Source organism: Brevibacillus sp. Leaf182 (assembly GCF_001423865.2).
GTDB classification, from domain to species: Bacteria; Bacillota; Bacilli; order Brevibacillales; family Brevibacillaceae; genus Brevibacillus; species Brevibacillus brevis_C.
On the sequence record NZ_LMPN02000017.1, the window covers coordinates 132,450 to 149,378 of the forward strand.

Genomic DNA, 16,929 nt, shown 5'->3' on the forward strand with positions numbered 1-16,929 from the left:
TAGCTGTCAGCTTGCTCCTATTTCTTATTCCGCATACTGAAAGCCTACGATACGACCAGCTTCATCCACGGAAATAGTAATCCCCTTGCCATTGGCTGGTCGGAATGTCACATCTGCTGTCACAAAGCCATAATCATAGTCTTCAAAAGTGGCACCGCCACCGCCCTGCTCGACTTTTGCCTCTACTTTATACTGGCTTGCTTGATCGCCCACCAGTTGTTTCAGGAAAGCGGCTGCTTTCTCTTTTGCCACCTTCTCGGGAGGGAGCTTTTTCGATACCCAATCTGGATTTTGGATCATTACTTTGCTCAATTCGTTTGTACGGGTATCCATGATAACGAAAGCTTCTGCTCGAGGAGTCGGACTGTAGACCCGTTTTTGTGCTTCAAACATTTTCAGGAGTTGCCAGTTCCCTTCGACGCCGTAATCATCATAATCGGAAAACTGTGCAGTGTCCGGGAAGAGCTTCGTCACCTCGGCTACTACCTTTTCCACCTCAGGGGAAAACTTGCTCTGCTCCACACCCGCTGGAATGCTTACTTCGAACGTTTTCTCATCAAAAACGGGTTGGAAATCCACCTTGTCTACCGTGTACGAAAATGCTTGTGCTTGATTATGGGTGAAGGTGCGCTTGAGCAACAGCCCTGTCTCTTTGTCGATCCACAGGTCATCTTGGTAATGGTGGAGCTTGCCATCGATTTTCGCCTCTTCTTTTTTGACGACGTGATACACGGCTCGATTCAACAGTTGTGCTTCCTTCACAGTGATCGCCACCTTCGAATCTGGCAACGCCACTTTCAAGCGCTGTAGCTCTCGCTTCGTCTTGTTGATTTCACTATCGTATGTGCCAATCGTTGCAGAGTGGACAAATCCTCTGCCGCCTTCTTGATACGCCGCCACCTGTCCTGCCTTCCCTATGGCATGCTGAACCCTTTTCCCGTCTGAAATTTCCTCTCTCCATTCTCCTTTGATCGTGTTATCCCATGTTTTTGCCTTTTGGGTCTGGGTGCCCTGCTTCGCTTTCGATGTGTGCGTCGATTCGATGTACATAGAAACGGGTTGTTTTTTGTCCATTTCTTTGACGAGCTGATCAAAAGTGATCGCTTGCGCTTTATTTGCAGCGACTGCCATGTTGGTTTGTGCTTGTGCGATCCCGAATGGGGATACCGCTGAGAGAAGGAGTGCTGCCATGCTCACGGTAACAAGTGCTTGCTTTTTCATGTCGGTTCATCCTTTCGACTCGTTGATTGCTGTTCACTTGTTACGATCCTCGTCATACACAGCTTGTGACACAAATCCCTGAAAAAATATATTTTTCAAATTCCTGTCACGTTTTTCTCCCCGGCAGGATCATCCCTTTTAGCAAATCGCTAGTAAACATAGGGAGAACAACTCACATGAAATTTCAAATGGTCAACCATGCTTCGTTTCTATGGGAACACGATTCCATCAAATTAATGACAGATCCTTGGCTTACGGGAACTGCCTTTGATAACGGCTGGGGCTTGTTAGCCAAGACCCGCTTCACTTCTGAGGATTTTGCCGAGATTACGCATATATGGTTTTCTCATGAGCATCCCGATCATTTTCATCCACAGAGTTTGCGAACCATACCCGAGGAGTATCGCAAGCGAATCACGATCCTCTACCAGCAATCAGCCGATCAAAAAGTGGTCGAATGGTGCCGCGCCTTTGGTTTTCAGCAAGTCATTGAGCTTTCCCCGGACAAATGGTACTCCTTGTCCGACGATGTCTCTGTCTTGTGTCGGCCGTTTCCAGTCGGTGATTCGTGGCTGTGCATCAAGACAGCCGACATGACGATCCTGAACCTGAACGATTGCGAGGTCAGCACCACACAGGAAGCCAAGGATATCCTAAACCGCGTCGGTGACATCGACCTATTATGGACGCAATTCTCATATGCAGGCTGGGCGGGGAACAAGGAAGACTTCCAACTCCGCAAAAATAGAGCCATGGAAAAGCTCGCCCGAGTGAGAAAACAGGTGGAAGTCCTTCAACCTCTCTACGTAATTCCCTTCGCCAGCTTCGCCTGGTTTTGTCACGACGAAAACTATTACATGAATGATGCAATCAATAAAGTAGACAGTGTATACCGTCTCCTGCAAGAAACGGATGCCGAACCAATTATTTTGTATCCCGGCGATACGTGGACGCCACATGAAGCTCATGATCCCGAGAAGGCGCTCGCCCTCTACGCACGAGATTATGAGAAGATGGCTTCCTCTCCTACTCTTCTTCCTTCGGTCAAAATCGAACCGGACAAGCTCTTCGAGGCTGGCTTGGACTTCAAGGAACAGATTCGCAAAAATAATCATTCGCTGTTTCTCTCTATCGTTAGGCCCGTCACCTTTTATTTGTCAGACTATCAAAAGACATTCCGCTTTTCTCTGTCAGATGGGTTGATCGAATCTCCATGCGATCCACTCGATTGTGACGTGGAGCTGTCATCTGAGGCCCTGCATTATTGCTTCACCCATTTGTGGGGATGGAGTACGCTGCGCATCAATGGCAGACTGCAAGCTCCGAAAGGTCGAAATGCACGTTTCAAGCGCTTTGTCATGCTCGGGCATGTTGCACAACTGAACAATTTCGGTATTTTTATGGGATGGAACCGAGCATTTGTCCGTTTTGCGATAAATTATTTGGGAGAGAAGATTCGCAACCGCTATATTACGACAAACAATATCTGAAAATAGGTAAATACACCCATTTTTTCATAGTTTTATTGGGTGTATTTTGTCCTAGTTCTCTTGAGTATGTAAGAGAGTAGCTTTTTGTTAGAATATTCACAATTAACCTCTTATATTTCCAGTATTATACACTCCATGATAGAATCGGAAAGGAAATTCCGCAGTTTTCCAATTATGTATAAAAAGGTGGATCTATTCAGATGAAAAAACTAGTATCCGTAGCTTTGCTCCTCTCCATGTTGGCTGTCAGTGCTTGTTCGAACAAACCAGCTGATACAAAGCCAGCTGAGCAAAATGCAGCACAAACCACAGAAGCTGCTAAACCAACTGAAGCTCCAAAAACAGATGCTGCTACACCAGCGCCAACCGCAACAACAAGCGACAAGCTGGAAGCGAAAAAGGTTCTGAACGACAAAGTGGAAATCTTGATTCCAAAAGGCTTTACTGTCATGTCCGAAGAAATGGCAAAAGCAAAATACCCGATGGACAATCGTCCTTCCTTGATTTATACCGATGAAAAAGGTTCCATTAACATTGCGTTTAGTCATACAGAAACACCTATTCAGGATAGCCTTCTCAAAGACATGAAGGACCCGATGAAGCAAGCGTTCTCCAACATGTACCAAGATGCAACCTGGTATCGCGATGAAGTAATCCAAATCAACGGGAAAAACGTTGGTGTGTTCGAATTGCTGACTCCTGCTGCTGATACGAAAATTTACAACCTCATTTTCTTTACAGAGCTGGACGGCAAAATGCTGATGACTACTTTCAATTGCACCGAGGCACAAATGGAAGAGTGGAAGCCGCTCGCGCAAGAAATTTTGATGTCTTATAAAGTGCAATAAGGAAACAACGATTCCCCCTCATAAAGAGTAAAAGCACCCGCCCATGGGTGCTTTTTTAGCTTTTTCTTTTTGCTGCATCCAACTCTTTCTTCCAACGAAGCAAAGTCTCCCGAGAAGGATACGGATTGGGGAACTGCAATGCTTGCTCGATGGATTGAAAAGCTTGGGCATGCATCCCTGCTTTTCTTTGCGCGTCCCCCAGGTAGTACCAATACCTCGCCGAATCGCTCTCTTCAAGGACAGACTCATAGTAGGCTACCATCTTCTGAAAATAATAGGGATAGACATCGTCTGCGATTACCAGATTTCCTGCATCCCACCTATACACCTCTACTTGAAACGCTTTTCCACTATCGTGTAGCCACAGCGCAAGCTCAGCGTTGCCATCCATTCCATTAACCCCCGGCATGTCTTCCACCTCAACCCTGCTTGCTCGTGTCTCCTGATGGAGCATGTGCATAAATCCATTCGCCGACCACTGCAAAATATCTATGTTCGACCATGCCCCGCCTATTTGCCACCCAATCAATAAGCTATTCATTTGAGGATCGACAATGGGAGCAGCCAATAATTCGGAAACCGTATAGCCTTGTCCTTTGAAATTGCCGATTGGATGCCAACGATTCTCATCCTGTTTGGCGATCATGACGTACATTTGACCTTGGTTACGATAAACACAGGCTATTTCCTGATGATTATCCCCATCGAGATCAGCGACGATAACGGCTGGTTGATCGTGCGGCTTTGGCATGACCACTAGTTCTGCCGTAGGAGGTATCAAGCTCTTTATGACGCTACAATACTGCGTTCCGATCCGCTTCATATTGGTCTCACCCGTCTTTCCAGTCTCACCAAAATATATGCTACTTTTTTCACCACATGCTCGCAGTATCCCAGATTACACTCGATCACAAATAAAAATAGACTTTTTGATGAATTGTCTATTATAATCAAAACAATAATTCTCCGTGTCTGATTTTCGTTTGAAGGAGGTATGTCATGAAGCAGTTTGAAAACAAAGTAGCGGTCATTACCGGAGCGGCCAGCGGTATCGGTCGCGCATTGGCAACCCGCTGTGTTGAGGAGCAGATGAAGGTTGTTCTTGCCGATGTAGAAGTAGCGGCGCTCCAACGCGTAGAGCAGGAGTTACAGGCGGCAGGGGCAACTGTCCTCGCCGTTGTAACGGACGTAAGCAAGGAAAAAGATATCCAGATGCTTGCACAGAAAACGCTAGACTCGTTCGGTGCTGTCCATCTATTGTTCAACAATGCAGGGGTTGGCGGAGGCTCGACAATCTGGCAAAGTACCCTTGCTGATTGGCAATGGGTCATGAATGTGAACTTGTGGGGGGCCATTCACGCTACACAAATTTTCGTACCCATGATGTTAAAACAAGGGACTGAATGCCACATCGTGAACACCGCCTCTCTCGCTGGCCTTGAGTCCGGACCAGGGAATAGCATTTATCGGGTAAGCAAGCATGCGTTAGTCAGTCTGTCGGAAACCCTCTACCACGAATTGAAAATGATCCAATCCAAAATCGGTGTTTCCGTTTTATGCCCCGGCTTTGTTCAAACCCAAATATGTGATGCCCATCGCAATCGTCCAGCCGAGTACAGCAAACCAGGAGATATCGTGGAGCCCTCACCGATGACCACTGCCATCGACCAGTTCATTCGTTCAGGTGTCGAGCAAGGAATTTCTCCGAAAGAAGTAGCTGATCACACCTTCCTGGCGATCAAGAGCAATCGCTTTTACATTCTGCCAGATCCCTCGTATAAAGAAGCTGTGCGTCAGCGAATGGAAGATATTTTGAACCAGCATAACCCGACGTTCGTGATTCCCTCGCATATTTAACAAAAAAGCCACGCTCTCAAAGGAACGTGGCTCTCGTTTTTACATATCTGTTAACTCTCGATCTCGTAAAGAAACCAAAATCACGAATCCAATCATCACCTCTGTAATGTTAAACGCGACCTGCTGACCATTCCATACTTGTGATTGCCACATGGCGAACCACTCTGCGCCCACAATGGCAAATCCGAAAAACCAGATGTAAAAAGCAACCATGTATGCGATGTATGCGAATGTTTTCGAGTTATTGAACGTTTTTGCCTCCTTCTTTACATTACGCAGCATATTTCCTACCGCGATCCAACCAAAAAGTGAAAACAGCCCTTCCGCAATGATGATTCCGATATAAGCTATGGTGTGAGCAGTAGGATCAGTAATCGCTCGCCACATAAGTGCGTTACCCTCAAACGTGGTATCCATGGACAGAACATGTTGAACAAATTGATAATTGGAATGGTAGTCCATAAGATTCCCTAAGAAAATGGACGTCCCAAATGCTGCGGATAGTGCTACAACCAAAACCTTCAAATATCGTAACGTCAAATTACTCAATAATGATCACGCCTCTTTCCCCATATACTGTCATTACTCATTCTTGATCGGATTGACACACCCTTTCTCTTTGTAAGAAAAATCCATCTGTTTTTATCACGAGTATTCATCACCACTAGATGGAAACATAATCATACTTATTCGGAAGTGGGACCATCCAATTCATGATTTTTTTATCCATCCATGTTCAACAGTTTGGAACGGTTTTGTCACATGAATTTTTCTTAACAATGTTATGATGAAATGGACTCCCCCATATAACAAACAATGAATATGTGCAAGGTTGTGATTATCATTTGGAAGCCTGATCGGTCGAGCAGTCAAACTCTATACCACCAAATAGCCGATGAGATTGAACGCAGAATTTCATATGGAGAGTTCCCCCCTGGGAGCCTGCTCCCTTCTGAGAGAAAACTGGCAGAGCAATTAGGAGTAAACCGAAGCACTGTTATTTTAGCGTACGAGGAACTTCGGGCATTAGGCATCATCGAGAGCAGAACAGGAAGCGGTACTCGTGTGAGTAAAAATAAATGGGAGGCAACTCCAAAGCATACACCCAACTGGCATCGATATGTAGAAGGTGGTCAATTCCTCCCGAATTTGTCTTATCTGCGTCGGATTAGAGAGGCCTTGCAAAAAGACAGCAGCCTCATCGATTTTGCGAGTGGAGAATTGTCTTCCCAGCTCTCACCAGGTACGGAAATCAGTACCCTGATGAAGGAAAACCCCTTTACCGAATATTTGGGATACGACAATCCACAAGGCTTTACACCATTGCGTGAAGAGCTGGTCTCGTATTTGTCGCGATACCGAAATGTGCAGACGACGGACTCTTCCATTCTGATCACGTCGGGCTCTCAACAATCTTTGTATTTGATCACCCAATGTTTGCTTGCACCCGGCGATGCGGTTGCCATCGAAGATCCCTCTTATTGTTACTCATTGCCTATGTTTCAATCTGCTGGACTTCGCCTGTTCCGCCTTCCCGTCAGCCATAACGGAATTGATCCAGAAGATATTCGCGCCTTGTATAAAAAACATCGGATCAAGATGATCTTTATCAATCCTACTTTTCAAAACCCTACAGGAATTTGTCTTGATCCCACTCGGCGCGCACAACTGTTGGATGTAGCAAGCGAACTCGGGCTGCCGATTGTAGAGGACGATCCTTTCAGTCTGACTTCCTACGACGGCAAGCCTCCACTGCCACTCAAATCATTGGATCAACTTGGCTCCGTCGTCTACATTGGTTCCTTTTCCAAAATTGCTGCATCCGGTTTACGAGTCGGTTGGATGGTGGCGCCTCATTCCGTTGTCGAACGTTTGGCAGATGCCCGCCAGCAGATGGATTTTGGCCTGAGCGTGGTGCCACAAAAAATCGCGGCCCAGTTTTTGCATTCCGATAACTTCCTGCCGCATTTAGAGCGATTACGTATGCATTTACAGTACAGAAGAGATTTGCTCGTGGAGGCACTGCAAAAAGAGTTGCCCAATGAGCTTTCGTTCACCATTCCCCAAGGCGGATTACACTTGTGGTGTAAAATTAACCCAGATGTGAACGACAACCAATTATTTGAAGAAGCCCTTCGCAGAGGCGTCGTTTTTGTGCCTGGCAGTGTGTATGGTTCAGACTCCGGCTACATTCGCTTTACCTTTGCACGACCGAAAGAAGAGGAAATTACGCTTGGTGTCGCTAAGTTTGCGGCTGCTTTGAAGGGAGTTTTGACTTAAAGATGGTGGTCCGCCAACGATTGTGGCCGGGAGAAGCCCTGCCACATGTTTTCCAGTCGCCTGTATCCTCTCTACGTTCGGACGGTCTCCTTACAAACATGTGACAGGACTTTCGTACAGCTTTTGTTTCTTTCAAGCTATTAGAGCGTTTTTGCAGGTCAGGACAAGAAGCTTTGATTCAACTTTTTTACTACTTGAATTCACCTGTAAGTATTTTCTAAAGCTTCTTCTCCCCATCAAAGCAACTACAAAATAGACCTCCACCGCTTTTATCAAGCAATGGAGGTCTTCTGTATTTACAAACGGACTTACTTCATCCACTTCACATTCTCTTTTTTCTCTTCATTCACCAACAACGTAAAAACATCCGGTCGCGAGTAATGTCCAACGACATCAAAATCGAATTGGCTATAGGCGATATCGCGAATGTCCAGATCAGCGTAGAGAATCTCCTCCCGACCAAAAACAGGCTCGACGATATAGTCACCCAATGGCCCCACAATCGCACTTCCACCTCTGCTCATCTCGTCTGGCGAAGAAGCCAGATCGTCGTAGCAGGCCAAATCAGTTGGATACATATCTTTTGTTACGTACTGATTGCTCGATAAGACGAAGCATCTGCCTTCCAATGCGATATGGCGGATCGTAGCTTGCCATGCATCCCTCGCGTCTGCTGTTGGTGCGATGTAGATTTGAACGCCTTTTGCATACATTGCTGCTCGTGCTAACGGCATATAATTCTCCCAACAAATCAGAGCCCCGATCTTGCCATATGGAGTATCGAATACCGGCAAAGTACTTCCGTCCCCTTCGCCCCAAATCAACCGTTCGGATGCAGTCGGCTTCAGCTTGCGATGCACGCCGAGCAACTCACCATCTGGTCCAAAAAATAGGACGGAACAATATAGGGTGCCACCGCTATTTTCACTGTCTCTCTCGATCACACCAATGACGAGATACACGCCCGCCTTGCGGGCTGCCTCCCCGAGCTTGTCTGTCTCTTCACTCGGGACGACAATCGAATTGTCCCAATAACGAAACCAGTCTTTACGCCCCTCAGGGGAACGACTGCCTACTTTTGTCCCAAAAGTAAGGCCTCTCGGATACGCAGGGATAAAAGCTTCGGGGAAAACAACGATTTTCGCTCCCTTTTCTCCTGCTTCCAGTGTCAATGAAACCGCCTTTTCCGTACTTGCCTCAAGGTCCATGATGACAGAAGCAGCTTGAACAACAGCAACTCGAACGTTTTGTTGCGGATTAGACATATTGACCTCCCCCTGCTCTCCTAGAGAAATTCGCTTGTTCTCCTACTATTCGGTGTATCCAGGGGTCTCCCCTACTGCTTCAACAATTTAATATCCTCGATAATTTGATTGTAAGGCACGTCCGTCATTCCTTCATAACGGTTAACCACTGTTCCCTTTTGATCGACCAAGTATAAAAACGTGTCGTGGATGATTTGATCGGAATTAGGGTCTTTTTCTATTGGAGTCTTGAATGACTTGAGAATAAACGTTTTGACCTCATCAAATCCATAGCCAGTCAATGCATGCCAATTGGAGAAGTCAGCATTGAATTTACCCAGATATGACTTCAATGCCTCTGGCGTATCTCTTTCTGGATCAACCGAGAAGGAAACAAACTCCACATCAACGCCAGCTTCTTTTGCTTTTTTCTGCAATTCAGCCATGTTTGCTGTCATCGTAGGACAAACGGTTCCACAATACGTAAAGACAAAGTTAGCAACCCACACCTTATTTTCCAGGTCTTTCGATGAAAAAGGCTTCCCTTCCTGGTCCGTATAAGCAAATTCATTAACCGGATAGTTGTAATCATATCTTGCTGGACCACACGCAGTTACCAAAACCATCAGGATACTGAGCATGATCAACCAAGCTGTTTTTTTCATTGTACCGCCCCTCTCCTATTTCTTTTTCTCAGAGAGCCACTTCGCTAACTGGCCGATTTCTTCGGCGCTGAGCACTTTTTCATAACCAGGCATGCCATTTGCGCCGACCGTAATTATTTCAACGAGGTTTTCCTCTGTCATTTTCGAGCCAACTTGCTGCAAGCCTGGACCCACCCTACCGGATAAATCGTTACCGTGGCAGCTCATGCAATTATTTTTGTATAGCTTCATCGCACTTTTCTCTGCATCTGCAACTTCTGTTTGCTCTTCTGTTGCGCCATTGCTGCATGCAGTTGCAACCAAGAACATGGAACCAATCATGAGATACTTAATGGCTTTCACAGAAACCCCCTACCTTTCAGACGGGAATAACGGTACCTTACAAAAAGGGACGGCCTACCAGAAGGAGAGGAAGCCAACCTACTAACGCATTGACTTTATAAAATAGCACCAGCTCTCCCGCAAGACCGAGAACCAGGACGTACAGCAGTACGCCCCCAGGTTTCAGTCGGTCCGCAAGCAAGTGGCCGATCTTTCGTACAGGTCATTTTTTGATCAAGCTGCTCATTATAGTGCGACCATGTTGTACATCATGATCCAGATGGAGCCGATCACGATGAGGAATACGATAAACAACCCGAGTAAAAGCGACATCAAGTTGTAACGTGGTTTATCCTCTTCTTTCAGATGCATGAAGAAGAATAACTGGACAATAAACTGGAACAGAGCCGCTACCAAATAGATGATGAGTCTCTTATCGCTATCCAACCAACCGTTCTCTAGGGCCAGAATAGGAATGATGGTGAGCACAAGCGACAAGACGAAACCGATCACATACGATTTCAGGGAACCATGACCGCCGTGTTGTTCTGTCGTGCCATGCACAGATTGCTTGCTCAATTAATTCACCCCCATCACATACACGATGGTGAAGACGAAAATCCAAACAACATCAAGGAAATGCCAGAACAAGCTGATGATGTTTACTTTTCGTTTCGTTACAGGTGTAATGCCGTGCTTCGCAATTTGCATGATGACGATGATCATCCACCCAATACCAAGCGATACGTGCAAGCCATGCGTTCCTACCAATGTGTAAAAGGCAGTCAGGAATGCACTCGTGCTAATCGTAGCCCCTTCGCCTACCAGATGTATGAACTCATTGATTTCCAGGAACAGGAAGGATGCTCCTAAAAATATGGTAACTCCCAGCCAGTTCATCAGAGCAAGACGATTCCCCTTATTCATAGCGAGAATCGCAAGACCGCTCGTGAAGCTACTGGTCAGCAAAATAAACGTACTCGCGTAAATACCATTCATCTGAAAAAGCTCTTTTGGACCTGGACCACCATCCGTGCTACCTTGCAGTACGATATAAGTTGCAAACAAGGTAGCAAACAAGATGACATCCGTCATGAGGTAGATCCAAAAGGCAAATGTGCGCAATTCCTCTTGGTCTGGATGATGATCATGGTGTCCAGCATTCACATTAGCCATTACGTAATCACCCTCCCTGCTTCTGCCTCTGTACGTTTAATCTCTTCCACCGTGACATAATAGTCCGTGTCGTAGTTAAACGAGTGAACAACCATACACGCAATTACACCGATAAATCCTGGTACAGCCATCCATAGCCAGTCAAAAATCAAACCGAATCCGACAAAGAACCAGAACATGGACATCACGATTGGAATACCGGAGTTTTTCGGCATATGAATCGGTTCCAGCTCAACTTTCGCTGGCTTCTCCAAGCCTTGCTCGATGCGCAGCTTTCTTTCATGCCAATCATCTTGAGACGTTACCTGCGGCATTACGGCAAAGTTATAAAACGGAGCTGGAGAAGGAATCGACCACTCCAGTGTACGAGCATTCCATGGGTCTCCTGTTGTATCTCTCTTCATGTGCTTGATACTGTGTGCAATGTCCCAAATTTGGACAAGGAATGCAGCTCCCATGATTACAGCACCAATCGTAGATACCAGGTTCATTTCGAACCAGCCCTTGTCCCAGCCGTACGTGTAAAGACGACGTGTCATACCCATTAAGCCCAATGCGTATTGCGGCATGAAGCACAGGTAGAACCCAATGTTCCACAGCCAGAAAGCCCAACGCCCAATACGCTCATTCAGCTTGAAGCCAAAAATCTTCGGCCACCAGTAATACAAGCCTGCGAAGAATCCAAACACGACACCCGCAATGATCACTTGGTGGAAGTGTGCAACGAGGAAGTAGCTGTTGTGATACTGGAAGTCAGCAGGTGCTACGGACAGAAGGACACCCGTCATCCCACCGATGACGAAGTTCGGGATAATCCCAACCGTCCACAGCATCGGTGTTTCGAACGTAATTTTTCCTCGGAACATCGTAAACAGCCAGTTAAACACTTTCACACCCGTCGGAATCGCAATCAACATCGTCGTAACCGCAAAGAAGGCATTGACGTCCGCACCGGAGCCCATTGTGAAGAAATGATGCGCCCATACGAGGAACGAGAGAACGCTAATAATGATCATGGCGAATACCATGGATTTGTAACCAAACAGCTTTTTGCGTGAGAACGTCGCAACGATCTCGGAGAAAATCCCGAACGCTGGCAAAACGATAATGTAAACTTCCGGGTGACCCCACATCCAAATCAGGTTAATGTACATCATCGGATTACCGCCGCCATCCAAGGTGAAGAAGTGTCCACCCAAATAGCGGTCGATAAACAGCAGTGCCAATGTAACCGTCAAGATTGGGAATGCGAAAACAATCGCGATACAACTAGACAAAACCGACCAGGAAAACATCGGCATTTTCATCAAAGTCATACCAGGAGCACGCACTTTCAAGATCGTCACAATAAAGTTAATCCCGGTCATCAAACTACCAATACCTGAGATCTGAATCCCCCAAATGTAGAAATCCTGACCTGGTCCCGGGTTAAAGGCTAGCTCCGAATACGGCGGGTAAGCCAGCCAGCCTGCATCCGGCGAACCCCCAATGACGAAGGACAGGTTAAACAGCATCGCCCCTGAGAAAAACAGCCAGAAGCTGAGCGCATTCAGAAACGGAAAAGCTACGTCACGTGCTCCGAGTTGCAACGGCACGATGACATTGAACAAACCAAACATAAGCGGCATCGCCATAAACAGAATCATAATGACGCCATGCGTCGTAAAAATCTGATTGTAGTGATCCCCACTCAAAAACTGCATCTCAGGCATAACGAGCTGCGCCCGCATCAGGAGAGCATCTACCCCTCCTCGAAACAGCATGAGAACGGAAGCGAGAATGTACATGATACCGATCTTCTTGTGATCGACAGTTGTCAGCCATTCGCGCCAGAGCCATCCCCATTTTTTAAAGTAAGTCAGCACCGATACGATTGCGATGATACTGAGTACAATGCTGACGTCCGCACCGTAAATAAGTGGATCGCCTGTTACGAAAAATTCAGAGGCGAATTCTTTCACACTCTCCCACATCGTTGTCTCTCTCCTCCCTCTTTCAAATTCAACCGACTATTCTTTCACCCGCGCTGGCGGCTGCACTCTCGTAGATAAGCCGTGATTGTGTGAAGCAGCATACTTGGTCACCGTCATCTCGTACAATCCTTCAGGGAAAGCGGAGAAATAGCGCACATCCGATGTTCCTTGTTTGGTCAGCTCTTTGTAACCATCCAGCGTTAGCGCAGGGGATGTATTTTTCACCTGATTCACCCATTGATCAAAGTCTTCTTGGGAAGTCGCATTCGCTGTAAAGAACATCTTCGCAAATTCTTTTCCGGTAAAGTTCGCACCAGATCCCATGTACTCACCCTGCTCATCTGCTTGCAGGTAGAGCGTCATAGACATACCGGACATGGCATAAATCTGACCGCCAAGCTGTGGAATCCAGAATGAATTCATCGGGGCGTCAGATGTCACTTCGAAGCGTACTGGCGTATCCTCTGGGAATTGCACGTAGTTCACAGTGGCAATGCCTTGCTCAGGATATTGGAACAGCCACTTCCAATCCAAATTCGTCACTTGAATCGTGATCGGTTTCTTCTCGGATTCCAACGGCTTGGATGGCTCCAACGAATACGTGTACCGAACTGTCACGATCCCAATCAACGTAATAATGATGATGGGAATCCCCCACCAAATGATTTCCAGTTTCGTACTGTGTTCCCAATTAGGCGTGTACTTCGCCTTTCTTCCTTTTCTGTCACGGTATCGCCATACAATGACAAAAGTAAGAATTAGTACAGGAACAATCACAATTAACGTTAAAAGCGTGGATAAAATCATTAAGTCCTTTTGCTGTTCACCAATGGGTCCTTTCGGATCGAGCACGATATAGTTATCAGCGCAACCGGTCGTCAAGAACAGCAGGATGAACATGAACAAAAATGACATACAGCGTACTGTCTTGGACGTCTTCATGTCCTTGTCCTCATCTCCTATCACCATGCACGGGGTACTATTGAAACAAGTCTTACTCTAAAGCCGGACCATTGGAGTGTCACCAGCCAATGACAAAGTGGATCAACCAGCCATGTTCAATTTTTCGCAGCATTTTGGACACTTTTTAGACATAAAAAAGCCCTTCTCATGCAAGAAGGTCCTTATCTAGTCGAATGGAATTGGAAATCGATGGGTACGCTAAGATCACTTCCATCTCATTGCTGATTAGGTGAAGCTACGTGATCAAAAAGTTTCGGAGAAAGCTATCCATCCACCAAATCAAACAGAACCAGGAACCACAAGAAACTCCCCTACAGGAGGATCTTCAAACAAATGTGACCACCATTCGGAGTCATTTTGGGTTCACGAGTGATCTAGCCGTCCGAACCATTTGGCTTGGGACAAATCAATCACAACAAGCATCTTTGCTGTTCCTAAAAGGTATGACGAATCAAGACGTAATGGATCGGGATATTATTAGACCCTTGATGAACACCGTTGGCGATCTCAACGAGGGCATGATTGATCATATAATGAATGCTGTTCTGCCTGTCTCGATGGCGTGGAAGGAAAACACACTTGAAAAAGTACTCGAGCAGCTTGCACGCGGGTATATCGTGCTTTTTATTCATAACCAAGCACAATGCATTATTATCGGAGCCAAATCAATCGGACAAAGAAGCGTGGAAGAGCCTTCTAAAGAAGCAGTCATTCGTGGGCCACGCGAAGGCTTTATTGAAACGATTGACACAAATCTCTCACTCATTCGCAAGAGATATCACAATCCCAATCTCCAAATTGAAACCTACTGGATTGGTACACAATCGAACACAAGAGTATGTCTCGCCTACGTCCGAGGAATTGTGAAGGAAGAATTGGTCGATGAGGTGAGAAAACGCCTATCTGTCATAAAAATGGATGCCATCTTGGACTCCGGCTATATCGAGCAATGGATCGAAGACGAACCGTTTTCTATTTTCCCAACCATCTTCAACAGTGAGAAACCGGACATCCTGGTAGCCAAGATTTTGGAGGGGCGTGTCGCTATTTTGGTGGACGGCAGTCCAGTGGCCCTCATGGTACCGGCCACGTTTCAAGAGTTTTTTCAAAACCCGGAGGATTATTATTCCCGCCCTTTCTACGCCAGCTTTTTGCGCTTGCTTCGCTATGCAGCATTTTTTGTCTCAGCATTTCTCCCGTCTCTTTATATATCTTTCGAAAATTTTCACAAGGATTTGGTTCCCCCGACGTTGTTGTTCAGTTTTATCAATGCCAGAGAAGGGGTTCCGTTCCCTTTACCTATCGAGCTGCTTCTTATGGCGATCGTGTATGAATGGCTGCGTGAGGCTGGGGTCCGCATGCCTCGCCCTATCGGACAAGCTGTCAGCATCGTAGGAGCTTTAGTTATTGGTGAGGCCGCCGTTAGTGCGGGATTAGTTGGGGCGCCGACCGTTATTGTCATTGCCGCGTCAGCCATCACTTCGTTTATTTTCCCTGCCATTTCTGATGTGGTAGTCATTCTGCGATTTGTCTCCATATTTGCCGCCTCGGTGCTTGGATTGTACGGCAATTTTCTTGTCTTTTATCTGGTTACTATCTATTTGTGCGATCTCCGCTCGTTTGGGATGCCTTATCTTGCTCCTTTAGCTCCTTTGAAACTGCAAGATTGGAAGGACTTCTTTATTCGCCTTCCACTTTGGTTTATCAAACAAAGCTCTGGTGCTTCCCCTTTCCCACTGAAGAAGCCAAAGGGAGAATGATCATGAAGACGCTAACCGCTGTGATAGGCTTGCTGACTGTCATCTTAGGGGGATGCTGGAATAACATCGAGCTCACTAAGACAAGATTTGTCACGGCAGTAGGAATCGACTTGAACGAGGAAGGCCGCTATGTCCTTACTGTGAACGTCATGAAGCCAAGCAGTGGAAAAACGGATGCAGGAGGCACTGCGGAAAAAAGCGCGATTATCCAATCGACAGGCTATACCATGTTAGATGCAGCCCGAAATATGATCGAGTACTCGGGGTACAAGCTTAGCTATCATCAAATGCAATACGTAGCGATTGGCACTGACGCAGCAAAAAAGGATATCATCGGTCCCCTTGATTTATTTTTTCGCGATCAGGAATTATCCGGGCGTCACTGGGTCATTTATGTCGAAGGAAAAGCAGAATCTCTCCTGCATTCAAAAGGAAATACGAACGACATCCAGCCGCTGCAAATCAACGAAAAAATGATAGCCAATCGATCCATTGGCAAATATCCACCCGTACGTTCACTTGACCTTATGCGCATGATGGCGAGTAAAGAGAAAGTAGGCTATCTGCCGATCAGTCATCCCATCCAATCGAAAAAAGAAAGCCGTGAAGCTGGAGCTGTCATTATCAAAGGCGGAAAAGCGATCGCTTCGATCAATGAGACCCAGGTGCGCGGATTACTGTGGACAACGGGGAAAATAAAAAGCACGATTGTCATCGTTCCACTCAAGAAGCAGGGACAATACGCATCGATCGAGATAGTGGATTCCAAAACTAAAATCCGTCCCGTTCTCGAAAATAATCAGTTATACATCCAAGTGACTGTCCATCTACACGGATATATCGGAAGTCTCAATCATCCCGTTCCAATAGACACCGAGACGTATAAATGGTTGCAGACAAAAATCAATTATGTCATTAGAGATGAAATCCATGAGGCTGTAGCAGTAGCAAAGAAAAACAAAGCCGATATTTTTGGCTTTCATGAATATGTGCATCGGGCGTATCCACAAGTGTGGAAAACCTGGGAAGAACAATGGCCCGCTCGCTTTTCAGAACTAGACGTAAAAGTGAACGTTCAGAGCAAGCTCCTCTTAAATGGACTTCTGGCAGAGCAACTTGGCGAAAAATAAG

General features: G+C 46.3%; 16 protein-coding genes. 6 read left to right on the forward strand and 10 right to left on the reverse strand.

The window, feature by feature from the left end:
• Window positions 1-24 precede the first annotated feature (24 nt).
• A complete protein-coding gene (locus ASG16_RS07105) occupies window positions 25-1,221 on the reverse strand; it encodes a hypothetical protein (RefSeq protein WP_056495370.1) in 1,197 nt (398 codons plus the stop codon).
• Between the two features lie 176 nt (window positions 1,222-1,397).
• Between ASG16_RS07105 and ASG16_RS07110 the strand changes: the two genes are divergently transcribed.
• Both ASG16_RS07110 and ASG16_RS07115 read left to right on the forward strand, forming a co-directional pair.
• Window positions 1,398-2,711 (forward strand): MBL fold metallo-hydrolase, encoded by a 1,314-nt coding sequence (locus ASG16_RS07110; RefSeq protein WP_056495367.1) that lies wholly within the window; start codon window positions 1,398-1,400, stop codon window positions 2,709-2,711.
• A 200-nt stretch (window positions 2,712-2,911) separates the two neighbouring features.
• Window positions 2,912-3,559, forward strand: a complete 648-nt coding sequence (locus ASG16_RS07115) for a hypothetical protein (RefSeq protein ID WP_056495364.1) — start codon at window positions 2,912-2,914, stop codon at window positions 3,557-3,559.
• A gap of 55 nt (window positions 3,560-3,614) precedes the next feature.
• Here ASG16_RS07115 and ASG16_RS07120 read toward each other — a convergent pair whose 3' ends face one another.
• Complete coding sequence (locus ASG16_RS07120; protein WP_056495361.1) at window positions 3,615-4,382, reverse strand: tetratricopeptide repeat protein; 768 nt, start codon at window positions 4,380-4,382, stop codon at window positions 3,615-3,617.
• Between the two features lie 176 nt (window positions 4,383-4,558).
• Between ASG16_RS07120 and ASG16_RS07125 the strand changes: the two genes are divergently transcribed.
• On the forward strand, window positions 4,559-5,416 hold the full coding sequence (locus ASG16_RS07125; protein WP_056495358.1) for an SDR family NAD(P)-dependent oxidoreductase: 858 nt from the start codon (window positions 4,559-4,561) through the stop codon (window positions 5,414-5,416).
• Between the two features lie 39 nt (window positions 5,417-5,455).
• Here the strand turns inward: ASG16_RS07125 and ASG16_RS07130 are convergent, their stop codons facing one another.
• Window positions 5,456-5,965, reverse strand: a complete 510-nt coding sequence (locus tag ASG16_RS07130) for a DUF2165 family protein (RefSeq protein WP_056495356.1) — start codon at window positions 5,963-5,965, stop codon at window positions 5,456-5,458.
• A gap of 267 nt (window positions 5,966-6,232) precedes the next feature.
• Between ASG16_RS07130 and pdxR the strand changes: the two genes are divergently transcribed.
• A complete protein-coding gene (gene pdxR, locus ASG16_RS07135; protein ID WP_056495353.1) occupies window positions 6,233-7,696 on the forward strand; it encodes a MocR-like pyridoxine biosynthesis transcription factor PdxR in 1,464 nt (487 codons plus the stop codon).
• A 308-nt stretch (window positions 7,697-8,004) separates the two neighbouring features.
• Here pdxR and ASG16_RS07145 read toward each other — a convergent pair whose 3' ends face one another.
• From ASG16_RS07145 to cyoA, 7 genes are all read right to left on the reverse strand, one after another.
• Window positions 8,005-8,961 carry a carbon-nitrogen hydrolase family protein gene (locus ASG16_RS07145; RefSeq protein ID WP_056495347.1) on the reverse strand — a complete coding sequence of 319 codons (957 nt, stop codon included), beginning with the start codon at window positions 8,959-8,961 and terminating at the stop codon, window positions 8,005-8,007.
• 71 nt (window positions 8,962-9,032) lie between these two features.
• The gene (locus ASG16_RS07150) at window positions 9,033-9,605 is read right to left on the reverse strand and encodes an SCO family protein (RefSeq protein ID WP_056495344.1); all 573 of its coding nucleotides are present in this window, start codon (window positions 9,603-9,605) and stop codon (window positions 9,033-9,035) included.
• A gap of 15 nt (window positions 9,606-9,620) precedes the next feature.
• The gene (locus tag ASG16_RS07155; protein WP_056495341.1) at window positions 9,621-9,947 is read right to left on the reverse strand and encodes a c-type cytochrome; all 327 of its coding nucleotides are present in this window, start codon (window positions 9,945-9,947) and stop codon (window positions 9,621-9,623) included.
• Between the two features lie 225 nt (window positions 9,948-10,172).
• Entirely contained in the window at window positions 10,173-10,505 is a 333-nt protein-coding gene (cyoD, locus tag ASG16_RS07165) for a cytochrome o ubiquinol oxidase subunit IV (protein ID WP_007723955.1), read from the reverse strand.
• Window positions 10,506-11,102: a cytochrome o ubiquinol oxidase subunit III gene (gene cyoC / locus ASG16_RS07170; protein WP_056495338.1), complete on the reverse strand. Its 597-nt coding sequence runs from the start codon at window positions 11,100-11,102 to the stop codon at window positions 10,506-10,508.
• Window positions 11,102-13,075, reverse strand: a complete 1,974-nt coding sequence (locus ASG16_RS07175) for a cbb3-type cytochrome c oxidase subunit I (RefSeq protein WP_056495335.1) — start codon at window positions 13,073-13,075, stop codon at window positions 11,102-11,104. Before ASG16_RS07175 ends, cyoC begins: the two co-directional genes overlap by 1 nt.
• Window positions 13,076-13,111: 36 nt before the next feature.
• Window positions 13,112-14,017 (reverse strand): ubiquinol oxidase subunit II, encoded by a 906-nt coding sequence (gene cyoA, locus ASG16_RS07180; RefSeq protein ID WP_056495332.1) that lies wholly within the window; start codon window positions 14,015-14,017, stop codon window positions 13,112-13,114.
• 356 nt (window positions 14,018-14,373) lie between these two features.
• Between cyoA and ASG16_RS07185 the strand changes: the two genes are divergently transcribed.
• Window positions 14,374-15,798, forward strand: a complete 1,425-nt coding sequence (locus tag ASG16_RS07185) for a spore germination protein (RefSeq protein WP_241970711.1) — start codon at window positions 14,374-14,376, stop codon at window positions 15,796-15,798.
• Window positions 15,799-15,800: 2 nt separating this feature from the next.
• Entirely contained in the window at window positions 15,801-16,928 is a 1,128-nt protein-coding gene (locus tag ASG16_RS07190; protein WP_056495327.1) for a Ger(x)C family spore germination protein, read from the forward strand.
• The last annotated feature ends 1 nt before the right edge of the window (window position 16,929 follow it).